Raw genomic sequence first — 15,921 nt, 5'->3', positions numbered from 1 at the left:
CTGGCCTGGTAGGCCGCGATCCGCTCGCTCCATATGGCTTGCAGATTCATTTCCAATTTAGAATCCATCCTCTCGTTAGCATGATGGATTCATTATGAGGGATTGCTTTGCCTACGAACAGGTGGGATTGGTTTGACGCTTACGTACTTTCTCATCTATCGTCTGGGGAATCTTCATCTCCTTCATCGTCTGACTAATGAGATTCAGATAGCCTGCTGCATAAATCGATTCGATCTGGATATTCGGGTTCATCTCGTTTCCTCCGTACGTTATAGACTCTACAGAGGTATTCGACATCTTTTCTCGTTTTCTTTTATTTCTTTTTCACATTGCTCAAGGGTGCGAAATGTCAGATCGACCGGATCGCCACGAGTGAATTTGAATCCAACGAACTCGATCTGCTGATCAAGTTGTTGGCCTATAACTTGTTCGAGCGCTTCAAACGCGATTGCTGCGAACCGGTGCATCGGGGATATACGATTGCCCGATTCCGGCTGGAATTCTTTCATTGCGCGGCAACGCTCGTTCGGCATAGTCGCACTGTCGTGCTCAAGCTGGTCAAGGATTTCGCAAGCCGCCACGCTTGGAAGCGAATCGAAGCCAGAATCGAAGCCAGAATCGTTCAACTGGAATGAAAATTGCTAACATTTTACATGGAAAACGACCGCGCTCCTTCACTGGGGAGGGGGAAGTTATATCCATGTGGACAATTCTCCGAATTATCGTTGGCTATAACCCCACTTATTTACAGTCAATCCACCGCTCTTGGACGGCTACCACCACGTTCTTATGAGCTTTCGAAATTCAGGTTTAATTATATTATATTGAAACAGCAAGAAATCTGGGTAGCCGTTATTATCCCCGGGCGGTGGGGATTATACAGATCATTGGAGCAGGAGGATTTTTTCGGTTACCTTCAAGCACTAGGGAAATTGACGGACCTTTATCACCATTTATACAAAAATATTTACGAGGGGCTGGAATCGAAGCGCATAATAAAATTTCTTTATTCAAGCTTGCATGGGATTTGATAGGGAGTCCGCTTGCTTCCCGTCATGAATTATATGAACGTTTCTACGCAGGAGATCCTGCAAGAAATTTGGCGAATCAATATATAATTATAAACTCAGACCAGCAAAAGTTTATTCAAAAAGTAATGGCGGCAATGAATTAATATAGGGCTTCCGCAAGAAATTCCTGCCGCATCCACGAATAGTCCCTGCCTGTTCAAGTTGATGATCGGTCTCATGTTAGTTGTGCTGACCAACTGGCTGGTAAAAGGCGAAAAAATTCGGCTAAGAGGGCGTATTTTGACCCCGTGCTTCCAGGAGCGCTTATTTCAAGCCTTTAGCTATATGCTGCTTGGCCTGATGACTGACTGCCGTGAAAATCGCCGTCGTTCAGATTCGTATTGTGTACCTGTTTCGCCAGAAGCATTTTGCCAAGGGTGCTATGGTCGCTTCCATTAAAGGATACAACGGGATATGATGCAGGAAAGCTCTCATTATGCTATAGTTTAGGGAACAAAGAAGGAATCCCATTTTGGTTGGTGAGTAAAATATACTTCGAGGTATATCCTCTCCCTCCCCTCCGCATACTACTGTAAAAAGGAACATTGTGGAGGTATGGCCATGATGAAGCAGGATGAGGAAATGCATCAGGAAGAGCCGCTGGCGCCTGGGCGGGGAATTATGCTAGGGCTCGTGGTAGGTACGCTGATGTGGGCAGGAATTATTGGCGGGGTTGTTTATTTGATGAAATAGATCGTTCTTGATGTAAGCTTTAATGAAAATTCGGTCATTGACCTATTTATATCGGTACAAAAAAAGGATGTTCTTCGGAATGTCTTTTTTTATTGAATGGAGGAATTTTATTTGTGTATTCGAAGTGACAGGGTTCCGTCAAGTGTAAGCATAGGTACGAATTGTTCCTGTTGTCGTCGTGTGCGGCTCCAGCTCGCAGCGTGCTGTGGCTTCGCCATGATGAAAACCGGTCGGAAGAAGAGCGTCCATGTCCATTGTATGGAAGCGGGGAACTGTTTTCAAACTGCTCGTCACTCTTGTCTGCATATTTGGCCAAGTCCTCTCATAGACATTACCAATCGGTGAAAATGCTTGAGAGGGGATGCGAGGATGAAGCGGCTCACGTGGTTGCTGTTGGTGGTGATGGTAGTGGGAACGGTTTTGGCTGGCTGCGGGAAGAAGAGTGCGGATGATGTGGTGAATGCACTGGATGGGGTTGTCGGCAAGATGGAGAGCTATTCGGCGGTAGGCCGGATGACGCTGCAGACAGGGCAGGAGCCGCAGGAGTACGGGGTGGAGGTTTGGTATCAGAAGCCGCACTATTACCGGATTGCGCTGACCAGCGAGCAGAAGGACATTACGCAAATTGTGCTCCGAAATGATGATGGGGTGTTCGTGCTGACACCGCATCTGAATAAAATGTTCCGTTTCCAAAGCGATTGGCCGGAAAATTCCGGACAGGTATACTTGTACCAGTCTCTGGTGCAGAGCATTTTGCTCGATTCCGAGCGGCAGTTTACGGTGGACCAGGACAAATATGTGTTTGATGTAGCGGCCAATTATCAGCATGGCATGCTGGCCCGCCAAAAAATATGGCTGGACCGTAAAACGTATGCACCATCTCATGTCGAGGTGTCCGATGATCAAGCGCAGGTGGTGGTCAAGGTTGATTTCACGGACTTCCAGTTCGGGCGAAAGTTTGATCAAGATTCGTTCGACATGGAGCGCAATATGACAAGCTCGCGCTTGCAAATGCTGCCGGCGATGGCTGCAGCCGGTGTGGAGCCGGTCCAAGCGGAGGCGGGTAACGCTGCTGCCGGCGGTACCGGTGCCGGGGCGGCAGGGACTGCAGCCGCAGGAGCTCAGGCTGCTAACAGCCAGACAGCTGCGTCCGCAGCAGGAGGCGCTTCGGCCGGCACGCAAGCAGGCGGTAAAGCGACGGCTCCGTCAGCCGGAGGGAGCAGCCAATCGGCAGTAAATGGCCAGGCGGGCAAGGACACGGCCGCAGGAGCTGCAGCCGGCGCTATGGGCGGACTGCAAACAGGCGGTTCGGGCGGCATACAAGGCACGGGAGCAGCTGCAGGCGCGCAAAACGCCGCTTCGAGCGGAGTAGCTCCAGGCCAAAGCATCGGAGTAGGAACGAATCCGCCTAGCGCGGCTGGGATAGGAGCAGGGGCTGCTGCCGGAGCCGTCTCAGGTTCCAAAGCGGCTGCGGCCGGTGCGTCGGCCGCACAGCAAGGCTTCGGTGTCATTGATCCGGCCTACATTCCGTCAGGCGTGAAGCAGGCCCAGATTTCGGACATTAAGTTCGGTGAAGGCAGCGGTGTTCTGCTGCGTTATTCCGGCAAATACAATTATTCGTTGCTTGAATCTCGCCCGAAGGATCGAATGGTGATGTCCCAGTACGGCGAGGGTGTAGATCTTGGCTATACGGTGGGGGTTTTGACGGGAGAAGAGCAGAAAACGCTGGTTTGGACCTTTGACGGAGTAGAATACCGGCTGTCCTCCAGTGATTTGCCGATAAGAGAAATGATTAAGGTGGCGCAATCGGTTCAAGGGCAGGTTGGGAAATAACCGGAAGCAGCGAGTGAGGATTTCCTCGGCATTGACGGAAAAGTATAAACTCAGGCTGGATGAGGTGAAAGCGAGCCGCATCGAACTAGCGTCTGCGATACACGCAGCTTGCAGCGCCAGCCGCACGCAGTTCCAGGCGCGCGGTTGCGGCGTTACGGCGATTGGCGAACGTATCCCAGGGGCGTTACGGCGCAAGCTCATTTATAAGAGGTATTGGATGGATGCTCAGCCGGGCGGCATTGAATACGATGAGGCATTGTGCGGTGGAGAGGAATGCACCCTAAGTATGCTCGACACTGCGCAGCAGCAGCTTATTGGTGCAGACCGGCCAAGAAAAAGCGCCTAATACCGCGCAAAGCGGAGTCCGGGCGGGCTGGGCGCTGATATGTAAATGATGCCAGCCTGATAAACCTCTCTCCTTCATTGACAGCCTGCTGGGAACGGATTAACATAATCTTATTATAGAAGAAGGAATCCCATCGTGCGGCGCAGTTGGCCGAGGCGGTGGGATTCCCGAATTTTTGAAGAAGGTGACGGGAGTGGAGCGGTTTTATCGCGCGACACGGGTGGAGGTCTCACTTGATGCGCTGGCGGGGAATTTGCGGGCGTTTCGGGAAGTGCTGCCGGTCGGGATGAAGACGATGGCAGTGGTAAAGGGGAATGCATACGGGCACGGAGCCGTGAAGGTGGCGGAGGAAGCGGTCGCCTGCGGCGTTGATTATTTGGGGGTCGCTTTTTTGGATGAAGCGCTGGAGCTTCGTCAAGCGGGGATTACGGCGCCGGTGCTGGTGCTCGGATTCACCGGGCCCGAAGGGCTGGATGTGGCCCGCGATCACGATGTAACACTAACTGTCTTCACGGACGAGGTGCTGGCAGCTCTACAGCAGATGCCGGAAGAGTCGCATAAGCTGAAAATTCATGTGAAGCTGGATACCGGCATGGGCCGGATTGGGCTGCATGAAGAAGCTACGGCGGTTGATTTTATACAGAGGGCGATTGCGTGCCCGGGGGTAGAGGTCGAAGGCCTGTTCACGCACTATGCCTGTGCGGATGAGACCGACAAAAGCTACACGCTGGAGCAGCACCGCCGGTTTCAGGCCATTGTGGACCGGTTTGCACAGCACGGCCGCAGGTTCGCGCTCCTGCATGCAGGCAACAGCGCGACAGCGATTGATATGCCGGAGCTGTCTTTTAATATGGTGCGGCTTGGAATCAGCATGTACGGCATGTACCCGTCCGAAGAGGTGAACAAGAGCCGGATTGAGCTTCAGCCGGTGCTCTCCTACAAAACGCGGGTAGTGATGGTGAAGACCGTGCCGCAGGGGACGGCCATTAGCTACGGGGCCACATACCGGGCGGCGGGGGAGGAGAAAATTGCAACGCTGCCGGTCGGATATGCGGACGGCTTCTCCCGTATGCTCAGCGGCAAATGTGAGGCGATTGTGCGCGGGCGGAGAGTGCCGGTAGTAGGTCGAATCTGCATGGACCAATGCATGCTGAACGTGAGCGGCGTGCCGGATGTTCAGCCGGGTGACGAGGTTGTGCTGATTGGCCGTCAAGGGGATGCGGTTCTTGCAGTCGAGGAAGTGGCCGCTGCCCTGGGAACGATCAATTACGAGGTGACCTGCATGGTATCGAATCGGGTACCCCGGGTATATATCCGGGACGGCGCTACGGTACAAACGGTCAATGGGCTTTGGAAGTGAGCGGGGAATTTGAACGATGATATAGAAGCTCCGAATGCAGGCTTTGCCGTCGCGGGGGGATTGAGGTGCTTCCTCGGCGCGGTGAAGGCTGCTTTTTCCTTTTCCTGCGCTTCTGTGATGTGTTTCCGCAGGCTGAATCGGTTTTTGTATATCTGTGCTGAAGAGCCGCAGGACAAGGGGGAACATTTTCCACGAGGGAAATAAAATTTGTAAAAAGGATTTCCAAAACCGACAGCGAATAGATATACCATAAGGAAAAGGTGTCGGAAAATGGCACATTCCCTCGAATTCTGCTTCGGGGTGAAATGCAGCATATCTGCTATACGCAGCGCATAGACTAATTTTGTATAAAATGGTTGGCCTAACAGCATAATGTTACTAACGGTTGGGTAAGTTCTGGGGGTGCGAGATTGGTGTCCAATGTGCATAATACGAAACGGATCATGATAAGTCTGCCCGAATATCTTCTTCAAGAAGTGGACGGCATTGTGGAGAAGGAGAATTCGAATCGCAGCGAGTTTATCCGCCAAGCGATGAAGCTTTACTTAATGGAACGCAAAAAGCGGTTCTTGCGGGAGTCGATGCAGCGCGGGTATATGGAAATGGCCAAAATTAATCTGCACATGGCTTCGGAAGCGTTTTTGGCGGAGGAAGAAGCGGACGATACCCTCGATCGCTTGGTTAGTGGGGTGTGAACTTTGATTGTAAAGCGTGGCGACGTGTTTTTTGCGGATCTTTCCCCGGTGGTCGGTTCGGAACAGGGAGGCGTTCGGCCTGTATTGGTTATCCAGAACGATATTGGAAATCGGTTTAGCCCAACAGTGATTGTGGCAGCGATTACGGCTCAGATCCAAAAAGCAAAGCTGCCAACGCATGTGGAGATTGATGCCGAGACGCATGGGTTTGACCGCGATTCGGTCATTTTACTTGAGCAGATTCGCACGATCGACAAGCAGCGGCTGACGGACAAAATTACTCATTTGGACGAAGAAACAATGCGCAAGGTTGATGAGGCTTTGCAGATTAGTGTCGGTCTGATAGAATTTTAATTGAAGAGCGATGAAGGCAGACGAGGGTGAGACAGCTCTCGTTTTTTCGTTGCCGGATAAGCTGCTGCCAGATGCTTGTAATCTTGATTCAGTACCGCTGTCGGAAGGGAAGCTAAAGGCCAAAGGGGATGAAGCTATGTCGGAGAAAAATATCGCGAATACGCCGGATGAAGCTGTTGCTGTTATAGAGGAGCTTACACCGGGGCTGAAAGCGGCGCTCGAAGAGCGGATTATGAAGCAAATCGCCGCGGAGCTGAAGCTGGCTGCCGGGAAAGTGAAGACGACCGTCGGTCTTCTGGATGAGGGCAATACCATTCCGTTTATTGCCCGGTACCGGAAGGAAATGACGGGGGAACTGGACGAGAATCAGCTGCGGGATATCGAGGAGCGGCTTCAATACCTGCGCGGGCTGGAGGAACGCAAGCGTGAAGTGATACGGCTCATCGGCGAGCAGGGGAAGCTGACGGAGGAGCTGCGGGCGTCGATTGAACAAGCGGTGAAGCTTCAAGCGGTGGAGGATTTATACCGGCCGTATCGGCAGAAGCGGAAAACGCGGGCGAGCGTGGCGAAGGAGCGGGGGCTGGAGCCGCTTGCGGCATGGATGATGACTCAGCCGCGGTCCGGAGATCTCCTGGCGGAAGCGGCAGCCTATGTCAATGAGAGCAAGGGCGTGGCGTCGCCGGAGGACGCCGTACAAGGCGCAATGGACATCATCGCCGAGAATATTGCTGACGATGCCAAAATCCGGACCTGGGTGCGCAGATATACGCAGGAGCAGGGTACGCTTGTGACGGAAGCGAAGGATGCGGAGCAGGAATCGGTTTACGAGATGTACTACGCGTACCAGGAGCCGGTGCGCAAGCTTCCGCCGCATCGGATACTGGCAATTAATCGCGGGGAGCGGGAGGATGTCCTGAAGGTCAATTTAACGGTTCCTGCGGATCGAATTCACGAGTACATCGGCAAGCAAGTATTGAAAGGGCCGTCTATAACGAAGGATACGCTTACGGCGGTTATTGAGGACGCATACAAGCGGCTGATTGCCCCCTCCATCGAACGGGAGGTTCGCGGAGAGCTGACAGAGAAGGCGGAGGAGCAGGCGATTGAGATTTTTGCGGAGAATCTGCGAAATCTGCTGCTGCAGGCGCCTGTCAAGGGCCAAACGGTGCTTGGCGTAGACCCGGCTTACCGGACGGGCTGTAAGCTGGCGGTTATTGACGATACCGGCAAGCTGCTGGAGGTGGCGGTCAGCTATCCGACCCCGCCGAACAATAAGGTTGCCGAGGCGGAGGCGCTGTTTGATAAGCTTATTGGCTCTTATCAGGTGAGTCTTATCGTAATCGGGAACGGTACCGCTTCACGGGAGACGGAGCAGTTCGTGGCCGGAGTTATCGCGAAGCAGAAGGCGAAAGGGCGCTCCTTGCAGTATTTGATTGTCAATGAAGCCGGTGCAAGCGTATATTCGGCGTCCAAGCTGGCGCAGGAGGAGTTTCCGAAGCTGGATGTGGCGGAGCGCAGCGCAGTTTCGATTGCCCGCAGGCTGCAGGACCCTCTGGCCGAGCTGGTCAAAATCGATCCGAAATCTATCGGTGTCGGACAGTACCAGCATGACGTGTCGCAAAAACGTTTGGAGGAAAGCTTGAAGGTGGTGGTTGAGTCGGCGGTCAACCATGTCGGCGTCGATCTGAACACAGCTTCTCCGTCACTTCTAGCCTATGTCTCGGGCGTCAATGCAACGATTGCCAAAAATATTGTAAAATACCGTGAAGAAAACGGAAAATTCGTCTCCCGTCAGCAGCTGCAGAAGGTGCCGCGTCTTGGCGCCAAAACCTTTGAGCAGTGTGTCGGCTTTATGCGAATTCCGGAAGGGGACAACCCGCTGGATAAGACGCCGATTCACCCGGAATCGTATCGCGTGGTGGATCAGCTGTTCAAGGAATTGAAGCTGCAGCTGAACGAGCTCGGGTCGAAGGATCTGAATGACCGCTTGAAGCAGCTGGAGCCGGAATCGCTGGCTGTGCAGCTTGGCGTTGGTGTTCCGACGCTTCGCGACATCCTGGACAGCCTTATGCGTCCGGGCCGCGACCCGAGGGAGGAGCTGGAAGGGCCTATTTTCCGGACGGATGTGCTGCAGCTGGAGGACTTGAAGCCGGGTATGGAGCTTAAAGGAACCGTTCGCAATGTGATTGATTTCGGAGCTTTTGTCGATATCGGGGTCAAAAACGACGGTCTGGTCCATATTTCGCAGCTGAGCAGCTCGTTTGTGAAGCATCCCCGGGATGTGGTTTCCGTCGGGGATACGGTAACGGTCTGGGTGCTGAGCGTGGATATGGGCAAGGGGCGCGTCAGCTTGACGATGAAGCAGCCGTAAGGGGTAGCTGGAAATAACAATAAGCAGCGCTTCCGGTATAAACGGGGGCGCTGCTTATTTTGTCAGCAGATCAGCTGTATTAACGGTTGGTGTAATTGACCGGATGACCTTCACCGTCTCGAAGGCTGGATTTGGTGCGGTAAAAAAACCAGCAATCGTTCAGCAGGCGAATTTGCCGGCGGTCTTTTTTCAAGAATGCCTGGGTCAGCTGGTTGCACAGCCATTTTGGCATAAGCCTTATCCCCTTTCCCTCTGGATGCCGTTAATTTCATCATATGGGCATCTGCGGAAACGGGTGCAGGTCCTACTCGAATTTTGTCGTCCGGTCAGGCTGGCTCAGGCGCCTGGAGGGGTATGCAGGGCAGGCTCATAGCCCCCTCTGATGCAGCTATTCTAGAACTTATCTTAAAAATCTGCAGATGATGTACGGCACCAGGCACATCACATCATGCTGCTGTGAGCAGGGCTTGTTATAAATGCAGTTCCTCTTCATACCACTGCTCCAGCTGGGCCTGCAGCGCCCGGATTTCCGTCAGCAGGGAGATCAGCGGATAAGCGGGCTCCTGAATGGAAGCGAAGGAACGCTCCAGCTCATTAATGTAGTCCAGGCCGTTTTGAATGTGCAGTGCTTCATCATGGAGCTCCAATTCATCACATTCGGCAATAATGTGCGGAAGCTGAGGGACACGTTCAGCTGTCAGCTTGCCGATTTCTTTGTGCAGCCGTTTAAACAGCGCGCTTAGCTGGTAAGCATGGGTGGCTGGCATTTCAACAAAATCGATACGGCTTCCTAGCTGAAGCACGTTGTAGCGCATAGTGGGCATTGTGGGTCTTTCTCCTCTCCAAGTGCAAGTGACACAGAACTTCTACTTGACAGTGTAGCGGATTGTACGGTACAAATTCAAGTGAAGAATTGTGTAGGAAAGGGGACTGGCCGTGATGGCGGATCAAATGGATGACCGGCAGCTGCAGGAGTGGGTAGAGCGAGTCTCATTGGAGTCGTTTGGTCGGCCTTTTCTGCACCGGGCAACCTTTAACCGGCGGCTTCGCTCGTCGGGAGGGCGGTATTTTACAAGAAGCCATAATATTGATATTAGCTGGCTCCAGTATGTTACCCATGGAGCGGAGGAAGTCGAACGCATTATTAAGCATGAGCTGTGTCATTATCATTTGCATCTGGCCAAGGGCGGATACCAGCACCGCGATTCGGATTTCAAGGAATTGCTTGCAATTGTAGGCGGCAGCAGATATTGCCAGCCCATCGCCGCCGTAAAGCGGACCGAGCCATACCGGTACAGGCTGGAATGCACGAACTGCCAGATGGTATATATGCGCAAGCGCAAGCTGGATATTAAGAAATATGGCTGCGGACGCTGCCGCAGCAGGCTGCGTCTTATTCCGCTATCCCCCCAGGATGGAACATCGGGCCCCGATGTGAAATCGGGTAAATGCGCCAGCGACCAAGAAAGGGCGGGTCAAGCTAGGAGCGCCAAGTAAAAGATTTGGATAATCTCCGCATGTGTATGCTTCATCGGGAGCAGGAGCGTGGAGCCGAGTGTACCAAACGTACAAACGTACAAACGTACAAACGGCGGCACCTTGCCCTAACACTGGGTGGAAATTAGGTGGAGGTTAGGTGGAGATAGAAGACTTGACGAAGAAATTCCTTCATGATAAAATCGTAAGTGTTGTTCCCTGATAGCTCAGTTGGTAGAGCACTCGACTGTTAATCGAGTTGTCACAGGTTCGAGTCCTGTTCGGGGAGCCATTTCTTTTTCTTGGAGAGATACCCAAGTGGCTATAAGGGGACCCTCTGCTAAGGGGTTAGACTGCGTAAGTGGTGCGAGGGTTCGAATCCCTCTCTCTCCGTATGATGTAAGCATAAACCGCCAAGAGCGGTTTTTTTAATGCCTCAAATTCAGGGGCAAGGCGCGCGCAGCTCCCAGTGCGCGGTGTTTCGCTGCATGACGGCGGTCGGTCGACCACAGCAGCGGCGCGATTGTTGAAGCACAGCGTTTCACCCCGTTATGTCAAAAGGGGCTATCGTGTACAATCCGAAGCAGTCTGGCTTTATATTTTGATGCCGGCAGCACCCTTGCTTATGGATTCGGATAGGGTAAGGCTCCCGCTCAACGAAGAGGCCTTGAGTGAATTGCTAGCAGACGTTTTCGGCTATTTTTACCACTTGCCAAGCCTAATTTCATACGCTATAATAACACTTGTCGCCTTAAGAGTTGTATGTTCTGAATAAGGCCCGTTGGTCAAGGGGTTAAGACACCTCCCTTTCACGGAGGTAACAGGGGTTCGAATCCCCTACGGGTCATCAATATTGTTACGACTTTGAAGCTACGAGCCATTAGCTCAGTTGGTAGAGCACCTGACTTTTAATCAGGGTGTCGTAGGTTCGAGTCCTACATGGCTCACATTATATACTGTGCGGTTGTGGTGGAATGGCAGACACGCTATCTTGAGGGGGTAGTGGGCTTACGCCCGTGGAGGTTCGAGTCCTCTCAACCGCATCATGATGAAAGACAAAACAGTCTCGCTTCGGCAGGGCTGTTTTTTTGTGCCTATACATCAGAACCCAGAGCCTCTATCGCTATGTACAGGCGTGTGCGGCGAACGGATCGGATGGGAGCTTGGATACCATAGCCGGCGGCGTTCCCTGCGGAGTGATGATTGATGCCGGGAGACAATCGGATCACGGTTCGATATTACTCCATAACGAGTCCGATGATGATGAAAGGCTGGGTGGGCACAGGAACGGTCAAGCTGTTTGGCGTTATTGCCGAAGAGGCAGGAGAAGGACTGGCATTTAATTGCATTGCTGTGCACAAATAGAAGACGCTGCAGGCTCAAGGGGGATGGCTGATGCAGTAAGGACCTCCAGCGCCGCATTCAATGCGGACATTCTGGAGGATTATTTGGTTTATTTGGTTGGTGTGGATTTGTGCGGATTATATTTTTGTAAAATGGACAATCTTGAGTTATAGTGACCTTCAAGAGGAAGATAAAGGGGTAAGCAAGCAAAACAATACAAGCCAAAAAGGTTTCGACAAAATGAATGAATCCTCGATTCAATGGATGTCGTACAATTCGTGTTGTTCGACACAGACAAGGGAGGTATACAGACAAATGACTTTGCCGGTAACATCACTCTATCTCTCCGAAAACCTAGACTTGGACCTTAAAGACGTAGACCTGAAGAAGTTTACCGATGAGCAGATTATTAGTATGTTCCTCAGCATCTGCGAACGTTCAAAATATACACTGCGTAATTATACGAATGCGATTCATCAGTTCCAGCAGTTTATTGCTCCCAAAACGCTGCAGGACGCGACATGGCGGGAGATCGAGGCTTTTAAGATTGGGCTTATGAAAGGCTTCTGTAGCAAAAGCAGCCGACCGCAGGCACCAGCGACTGTATCGAATCTGATCGCCCCGCTGCGTTCATTGTACCGATGGGGGAGCGATCCCAACATTGGGCTGTTTGCGCACAATCCGACAACGTGTATCCGAAGCCCAAAGGTGCGCGTGAACAGCAGCCAGCATTATTTGACCAAGAAAGAGGTGGTGCGGCTGTTTGAGCAGCTTTACTTACAAGGAGAACGGGATTATCTGGTGGGAGTTACCTTGGTTTTATTAGGCCTGCGGGTGTCCGAGCTGGTTGCTATCCGGGTCGGAGATTTTCATACGGACCCGCTGGAAACGTCGATGTGGCTTACCGTGGTTTATGGAAAAGGGGGGAAACAACGGGAAGTGAAGGTGCCGCAATCCTTGTGGAACATTCTTCACGGCTTTATTCTTAAAACCCGGAAAGGGCGACAGCAGCGTCTATTCCCAATCAGTGTCAGACAGGTGGAACGAATCATTCAGACAGCACGGGAACAAAGCGGCCTGGAGAAGAAATTGACACCTCACTGGCTGCGGCATACGAATGCAACGTTAGCTCTGCTTAACGGGGCTTCTATTCAGCAGGTACAGGAGATGCTTGGACATGCCCAAATCAATACGACCCAGCGGTACATACATACAGTAGAGCAAATCAAGAAAGCGGCTTCCGATTATGTTGAAGATTGCCTGAAGGAATATATCCTTTAGCACTTTATTTTCAAATATATGGTAGTGTGAACCTAAACATTATGGTAGTATGGGAATCAGATATTGTCGAAATACATCGTTTTTTTATATAATCATGTCGAACAACACGAATTGTACGACATCTATTGTACATGAATATTTATTTGCTCGCTTGACTTATTGTCAAGAGGGGAACGATCCACCTTCCTCCGTTTTAGGAGGGCTTTTGTATCATTTTGACTATGACATGGGGGTGAAGGTGGAAGGGGAGCGCTTCTTTATAGGCGAATATGGATTCACTCGGTTTCATGGCTTAGAGGCAGACGCAGTACAGAATATGACAACGGGGTGGGGAATATGTGGTTTCTTAATTTGAAAACATCAGTAAAGTTGATTTCTTCGTTTGTCTTGTTGGCGATGATTCTGGCTTTTGTCGGTGTGTTTGGACTGAGCAATATGGATAAATTGAATCAGAGCATGGATAAAATGTACAGAAATAATTTGGTTCCGATTCAAATGATAGCGGAAGCCCAAGTTTCGTACCAGCGAATCCGGATCAATCTGCGTGATATGAATATGGCCGATACTGCGCAGGAAAAGAAAGGATATCAGGAAAGAGCAATCATGTTCCGCGATCAGACGGAATCGAATATCAGTCATTATCGCCAAACGGAGCTGACTCCGAAGGAGGATGAGAAGCTGAAGCAGTTTACTCCGGCCTGGCAAGCATATACAAAGGCTCTGGACAATGCCATTCAGGTGAGCAATGCGGGAAATGAGGCGGAATTCAGGGCGCTGCTGAACGGGGAATTGAAGGAAAAGGGCGACATTGTCAATAACCTATTGAATGAGTTAATTGAGATAAACAATCAACTGGCTGAAGCTGCCAATCAAGCTTCCGACAAAGAATATGAGTCTACCCGGAATGTGACCCTGACCATTATTGTCATTTCGCTTCTATTTAGCATTGGCTTTGGTTATTTCATTGCACAGGTGATTTCCCGTCCATTGAACCGGATCGTGGAGTTGGTCGCCAAGGTGTCGAATGGCGAGCTGCGGGAGACGACGGATATCCGTACGAAGGACGAGGTAGGGCGTCTGGCTGTCTCGATTAACGATATGGTGCTCAAGCTCCGCGCGACGGTCAGCGGCATTACGGGTATGGCCCAAGGCGTGGCTGCGGCAGCCCAGCAAATCTCTGCAAGCACGGAGGAAATCGCCGGTGTCAGCACGAGTCAGGCTACTGCCGCCCAAACCATCAATGAACTGTTTAAGGATTTGTCCATTGCGGTTAATTCGGTCGCCCGGAGTGCGGAGCAGGCTGCGGATTTTTCCAATTCAACGGTCAAAATCGCCCAGAACGGCGAAGAGATCGTCCGGACGTCTGTGGAGGGCATGAATCAGGTGAACGTTCAGATGGCCCGTTTGGAAGAGGATTCCCAAAAAATTGGGGATATCATCGAGGTAATCGATGATATTGCGGACCAGACGAATCTGCTCGCGCTGAATGCCGCGATTGAAGCTGCTCGGGCCGGGGATCAAGGCAGAGGCTTTGCTGTTGTTGCCGACGAGGTGCGTAAGCTGGCAGAACGGAGCAGTGAGGCCACCAAGCAGATTACACTCATCATTAAAGGAATGCAGGAGAATACCCGTCAAAGCGTCAAATCGGTAAATGACGGCGCGTTATCCACCCGCCAATCCGGAGAGGCGTTTGGGAGCATTGCCGCTATGGTGAATGAGACTGCTCAAAAGGTGATGGAGATTGCTGCGGCCAGTGAAGAGCAGGCGGCACAATCCTCAGAGGTGCTGATTGCCGTCGAAAGCATTTCCGCTGCAACAGAAGAGTCGGCGGCTAGCAGCGAGGAGACCGCGGCGACGGCCCAGTCATTGGCGGAGCTGGCGGAAGGGCTGAACCAATCCGTCTCGTTCTTCAAAATCAATTGATCTTCGATCGAAAAAAAGAAGGTGCTCGCATGAAAGTGACTCCTCAGGATCAATATGTTGAGGTGGGGCTAGACAACGAACGCTATGCGATTCCAATTGGCGATGTCCGTGAAATTATTCGAATGATGCATATTACGGTGCTTCCTCGCAGTAAAGCGTATTTGAAGGGCGTTATTCACTTGCGAAACCAAATCATTCCGGTTGTCAGCCTGCGTCTCCGACTAGGCCTCCAGGAGCACGCGGCAACCAAGGCAAGCCGGATTGTAGTAGTGAACTTCCGCAATGAGCTGGCTGGACTTATTGTGGATCAGGTGCATCGGGTCTCATTTATTCCTGATGTCGGGCCGCCGATGGATGGATACGGCCGCTCCGGAGAAGGGGGGGGCTTTGGGATGGCGCGGACCGATGCAGGGCTGGTGAGCATCCTGAGTCTGGACCGTATTCTGGGTGAGTAAACAAGAACCTGCCTCCAGCGAGGCATGGGGATATTTCCGGTAAGTGTAATCAGACCAAGGTCTCCAACACCACGGTACACGTGGGAGTGGAGACCTTGTTTTCTATCCCCTGCTCTCTTGCCAGAGAGAAATGCTGTTCCTGCCTGGCATACCGGCGTCCTTCTGATTCTCTAGTCAGAGGAGGGGCCTTTGCCCAGCGCAGCAAAGCGATTTGTCTGGGCGCGCGGTGCTGTTTTTGTTACAATAGCCATATATGTTTCTTTGCAAGCTAAGCCTGTCCGGCCAAGGAACAACCAAGCGAGGCGGTCATGCCCGGAACAGCAGCGGAACAGTAGTGGCGGAAGCGGGACGGAACAACACACGCCCGTGCGAAACGAAAAGGAGAGCGGCAATGAAAGAGATTTATCATGCGTACCAGCATGGGTATGAATTGTATGTAAAAAGCGGCGGCAACGGATTTCACGTCGTACATGTGCCGTTTGCCTCAAGCCGGGGGGAGACGGTGCTTCACGTATTTCCGACCGCTGTGGAGGCGGTTGCCGCGGCAAAGCGGTTTCCTGAGCTGGAGCAGACAGCCAGAATAAGAGGCTTTGTGCTGGAGGGGGGACGGTTTGCTCATTCGGATGGCCGGTCAGTGGACGTGTCTTTCGCCATGGACCCCAGACTCACCGTAGAGCAGTTCAGAGCACTGTTCTCGCAATGACCCAGATGTAAAATGAC

General features: G+C 52.0%; 17 protein-coding genes, 5 tRNA genes and 2 pseudogenes. 21 read left to right on the top strand and 3 right to left on the bottom strand.

The features are described 5' to 3' along the window. Window positions 1–111 precede the first annotated feature (111 nt). Entirely contained in the window at window positions 112–252 is a 141-nt protein-coding gene (locus WBG83_RS16375; protein WP_336746258.1) for a hypothetical protein, read from the bottom strand. 101 nt (window positions 253–353) lie between these two features. Here WBG83_RS16375 and WBG83_RS16370 point away from each other — a divergent pair. The 9 genes and pseudogenes from WBG83_RS16370 to WBG83_RS16330 form a co-directional block, all read left to right on the top strand. Continuing rightward, a pseudogene (locus WBG83_RS16370) lies at window positions 354–635 on the top strand (transposase); the annotation flags it as partial. Window positions 636–820: 185 nt separating this feature from the next. Next, window positions 821–1,174: pseudogene (locus tag WBG83_RS16365) on the top strand (4-hydroxyphenylacetate 3-hydroxylase C-terminal domain-containing protein); the annotation flags it as partial. A 457-nt stretch (window positions 1,175–1,631) separates the two neighbouring features. Continuing rightward, window positions 1,632–1,763, top strand: a complete 132-nt coding sequence (locus tag WBG83_RS16360; protein WP_336746257.1) for a hypothetical protein — start codon at window positions 1,632–1,634, stop codon at window positions 1,761–1,763. 369 nt (window positions 1,764–2,132) lie between these two features. Continuing rightward, a complete protein-coding gene (locus WBG83_RS16355; protein WP_336746256.1) occupies window positions 2,133–3,596 on the top strand; it encodes an outer membrane lipoprotein-sorting protein in 1,464 nt (487 codons plus the stop codon). A 31-nt stretch (window positions 3,597–3,627) separates the two neighbouring features. After that, window positions 3,628–3,942 (top strand): hypothetical protein, encoded by a 315-nt coding sequence (locus tag WBG83_RS16350; RefSeq protein WP_336746255.1) that lies wholly within the window; start codon window positions 3,628–3,630, stop codon window positions 3,940–3,942. A 193-nt stretch (window positions 3,943–4,135) separates the two neighbouring features. After that, entirely contained in the window at window positions 4,136–5,302 is a 1,167-nt protein-coding gene (alr, locus tag WBG83_RS16345; protein ID WP_336746270.1) for an alanine racemase, read from the top strand. A 413-nt stretch (window positions 5,303–5,715) separates the two neighbouring features. Further along, window positions 5,716–5,997, top strand: a complete 282-nt coding sequence (locus tag WBG83_RS16340; protein ID WP_336746254.1) for a CopG family ribbon-helix-helix protein — start codon at window positions 5,716–5,718, stop codon at window positions 5,995–5,997. Window positions 5,998–6,000: 3 nt separating this feature from the next. Then, window positions 6,001–6,351 (top strand): type II toxin-antitoxin system PemK/MazF family toxin, encoded by a 351-nt coding sequence (locus tag WBG83_RS16335; RefSeq protein ID WP_336746253.1) that lies wholly within the window; start codon window positions 6,001–6,003, stop codon window positions 6,349–6,351. 136 nt (window positions 6,352–6,487) lie between these two features. Then, window positions 6,488–8,722, top strand: a complete 2,235-nt coding sequence (locus tag WBG83_RS16330) for a Tex family protein (protein ID WP_336746252.1) — start codon at window positions 6,488–6,490, stop codon at window positions 8,720–8,722. A 79-nt stretch (window positions 8,723–8,801) separates the two neighbouring features. On the opposite strand, the gene cmpA is transcribed toward WBG83_RS16330, so the two are convergent. Further along, a complete protein-coding gene (cmpA, locus tag WBG83_RS16325; protein ID WP_336746251.1) occupies window positions 8,802–8,954 on the bottom strand; it encodes a cortex morphogenetic protein CmpA in 153 nt (50 codons plus the stop codon). A 238-nt stretch (window positions 8,955–9,192) separates the two neighbouring features. Beyond that, on the bottom strand, window positions 9,193–9,546 hold the full coding sequence (locus WBG83_RS16320; protein WP_336746250.1) for a hydrolase/acyltransferase: 354 nt from the start codon (window positions 9,544–9,546) through the stop codon (window positions 9,193–9,195). 127 nt (window positions 9,547–9,673) lie between these two features. Between WBG83_RS16320 and WBG83_RS16315 the strand changes: the two genes are divergently transcribed. From WBG83_RS16315 to WBG83_RS16260, 12 genes are all read left to right on the top strand, one after another. Continuing rightward, window positions 9,674–10,219, top strand: a complete 546-nt coding sequence (locus WBG83_RS16315) for a SprT family protein (RefSeq protein ID WP_336746269.1) — start codon at window positions 9,674–9,676, stop codon at window positions 10,217–10,219. A 195-nt stretch (window positions 10,220–10,414) separates the two neighbouring features. Then, a tRNA-Asn gene (locus tag WBG83_RS16310) sits at window positions 10,415–10,490 on the top strand. A gap of 12 nt (window positions 10,491–10,502) precedes the next feature. Then, window positions 10,503–10,591, top strand: a tRNA-Ser gene (locus tag WBG83_RS16305). A gap of 382 nt (window positions 10,592–10,973) precedes the next feature. After that, a tRNA-Glu gene (locus WBG83_RS16300) sits at window positions 10,974–11,045 on the top strand. Window positions 11,046–11,072: 27 nt separating this feature from the next. After that, window positions 11,073–11,145: transfer RNA gene (locus WBG83_RS16295), tRNA-Lys, on the top strand. Between the two features lie 13 nt (window positions 11,146–11,158). Next, window positions 11,159–11,241: transfer RNA gene (locus WBG83_RS16290), tRNA-Leu, on the top strand. Window positions 11,242–11,404: 163 nt separating this feature from the next. Beyond that, window positions 11,405–11,563, top strand: coding sequence for a hypothetical protein (locus WBG83_RS16285; protein ID WP_336746249.1), 159 nt, complete (start codon window positions 11,405–11,407; stop codon window positions 11,561–11,563). 23 nt (window positions 11,564–11,586) lie between these two features. Further along, window positions 11,587–11,715 (top strand): hypothetical protein, encoded by a 129-nt coding sequence (locus tag WBG83_RS16280; RefSeq protein ID WP_336746248.1) that lies wholly within the window; start codon window positions 11,587–11,589, stop codon window positions 11,713–11,715. Window positions 11,716–11,857: 142 nt separating this feature from the next. Next, window positions 11,858–12,823: a tyrosine-type recombinase/integrase gene (locus tag WBG83_RS16275; protein WP_336746247.1), complete on the top strand. Its 966-nt coding sequence runs from the start codon at window positions 11,858–11,860 to the stop codon at window positions 12,821–12,823. Window positions 12,824–13,174: 351 nt separating this feature from the next. Next, on the top strand, window positions 13,175–14,746 hold the full coding sequence (locus WBG83_RS16270; protein ID WP_336746245.1) for a methyl-accepting chemotaxis protein: 1,572 nt from the start codon (window positions 13,175–13,177) through the stop codon (window positions 14,744–14,746). Between the two features lie 29 nt (window positions 14,747–14,775). Continuing rightward, the gene (locus WBG83_RS16265) at window positions 14,776–15,201 is read left to right on the top strand and encodes a chemotaxis protein CheW (RefSeq protein ID WP_336746244.1); all 426 of its coding nucleotides are present in this window, start codon (window positions 14,776–14,778) and stop codon (window positions 15,199–15,201) included. Between the two features lie 391 nt (window positions 15,202–15,592). Continuing rightward, entirely contained in the window at window positions 15,593–15,904 is a 312-nt protein-coding gene (locus WBG83_RS16260) for a hypothetical protein (protein ID WP_336746243.1), read from the top strand. Window positions 15,905–15,921: the final 17 nt, after the last annotated feature.

The sequence above is a fragment of the Paenibacillus sp. y28 genome (genome assembly GCF_037137075.1).
Lineage (GTDB): Bacteria > Bacillota > Bacilli > Paenibacillales > NBRC-103111 > JBBBNV01.
Note: the sequence above shows the minus strand (reverse complement) of the source record. Positions and strands in the feature narration are given on the sequence as shown.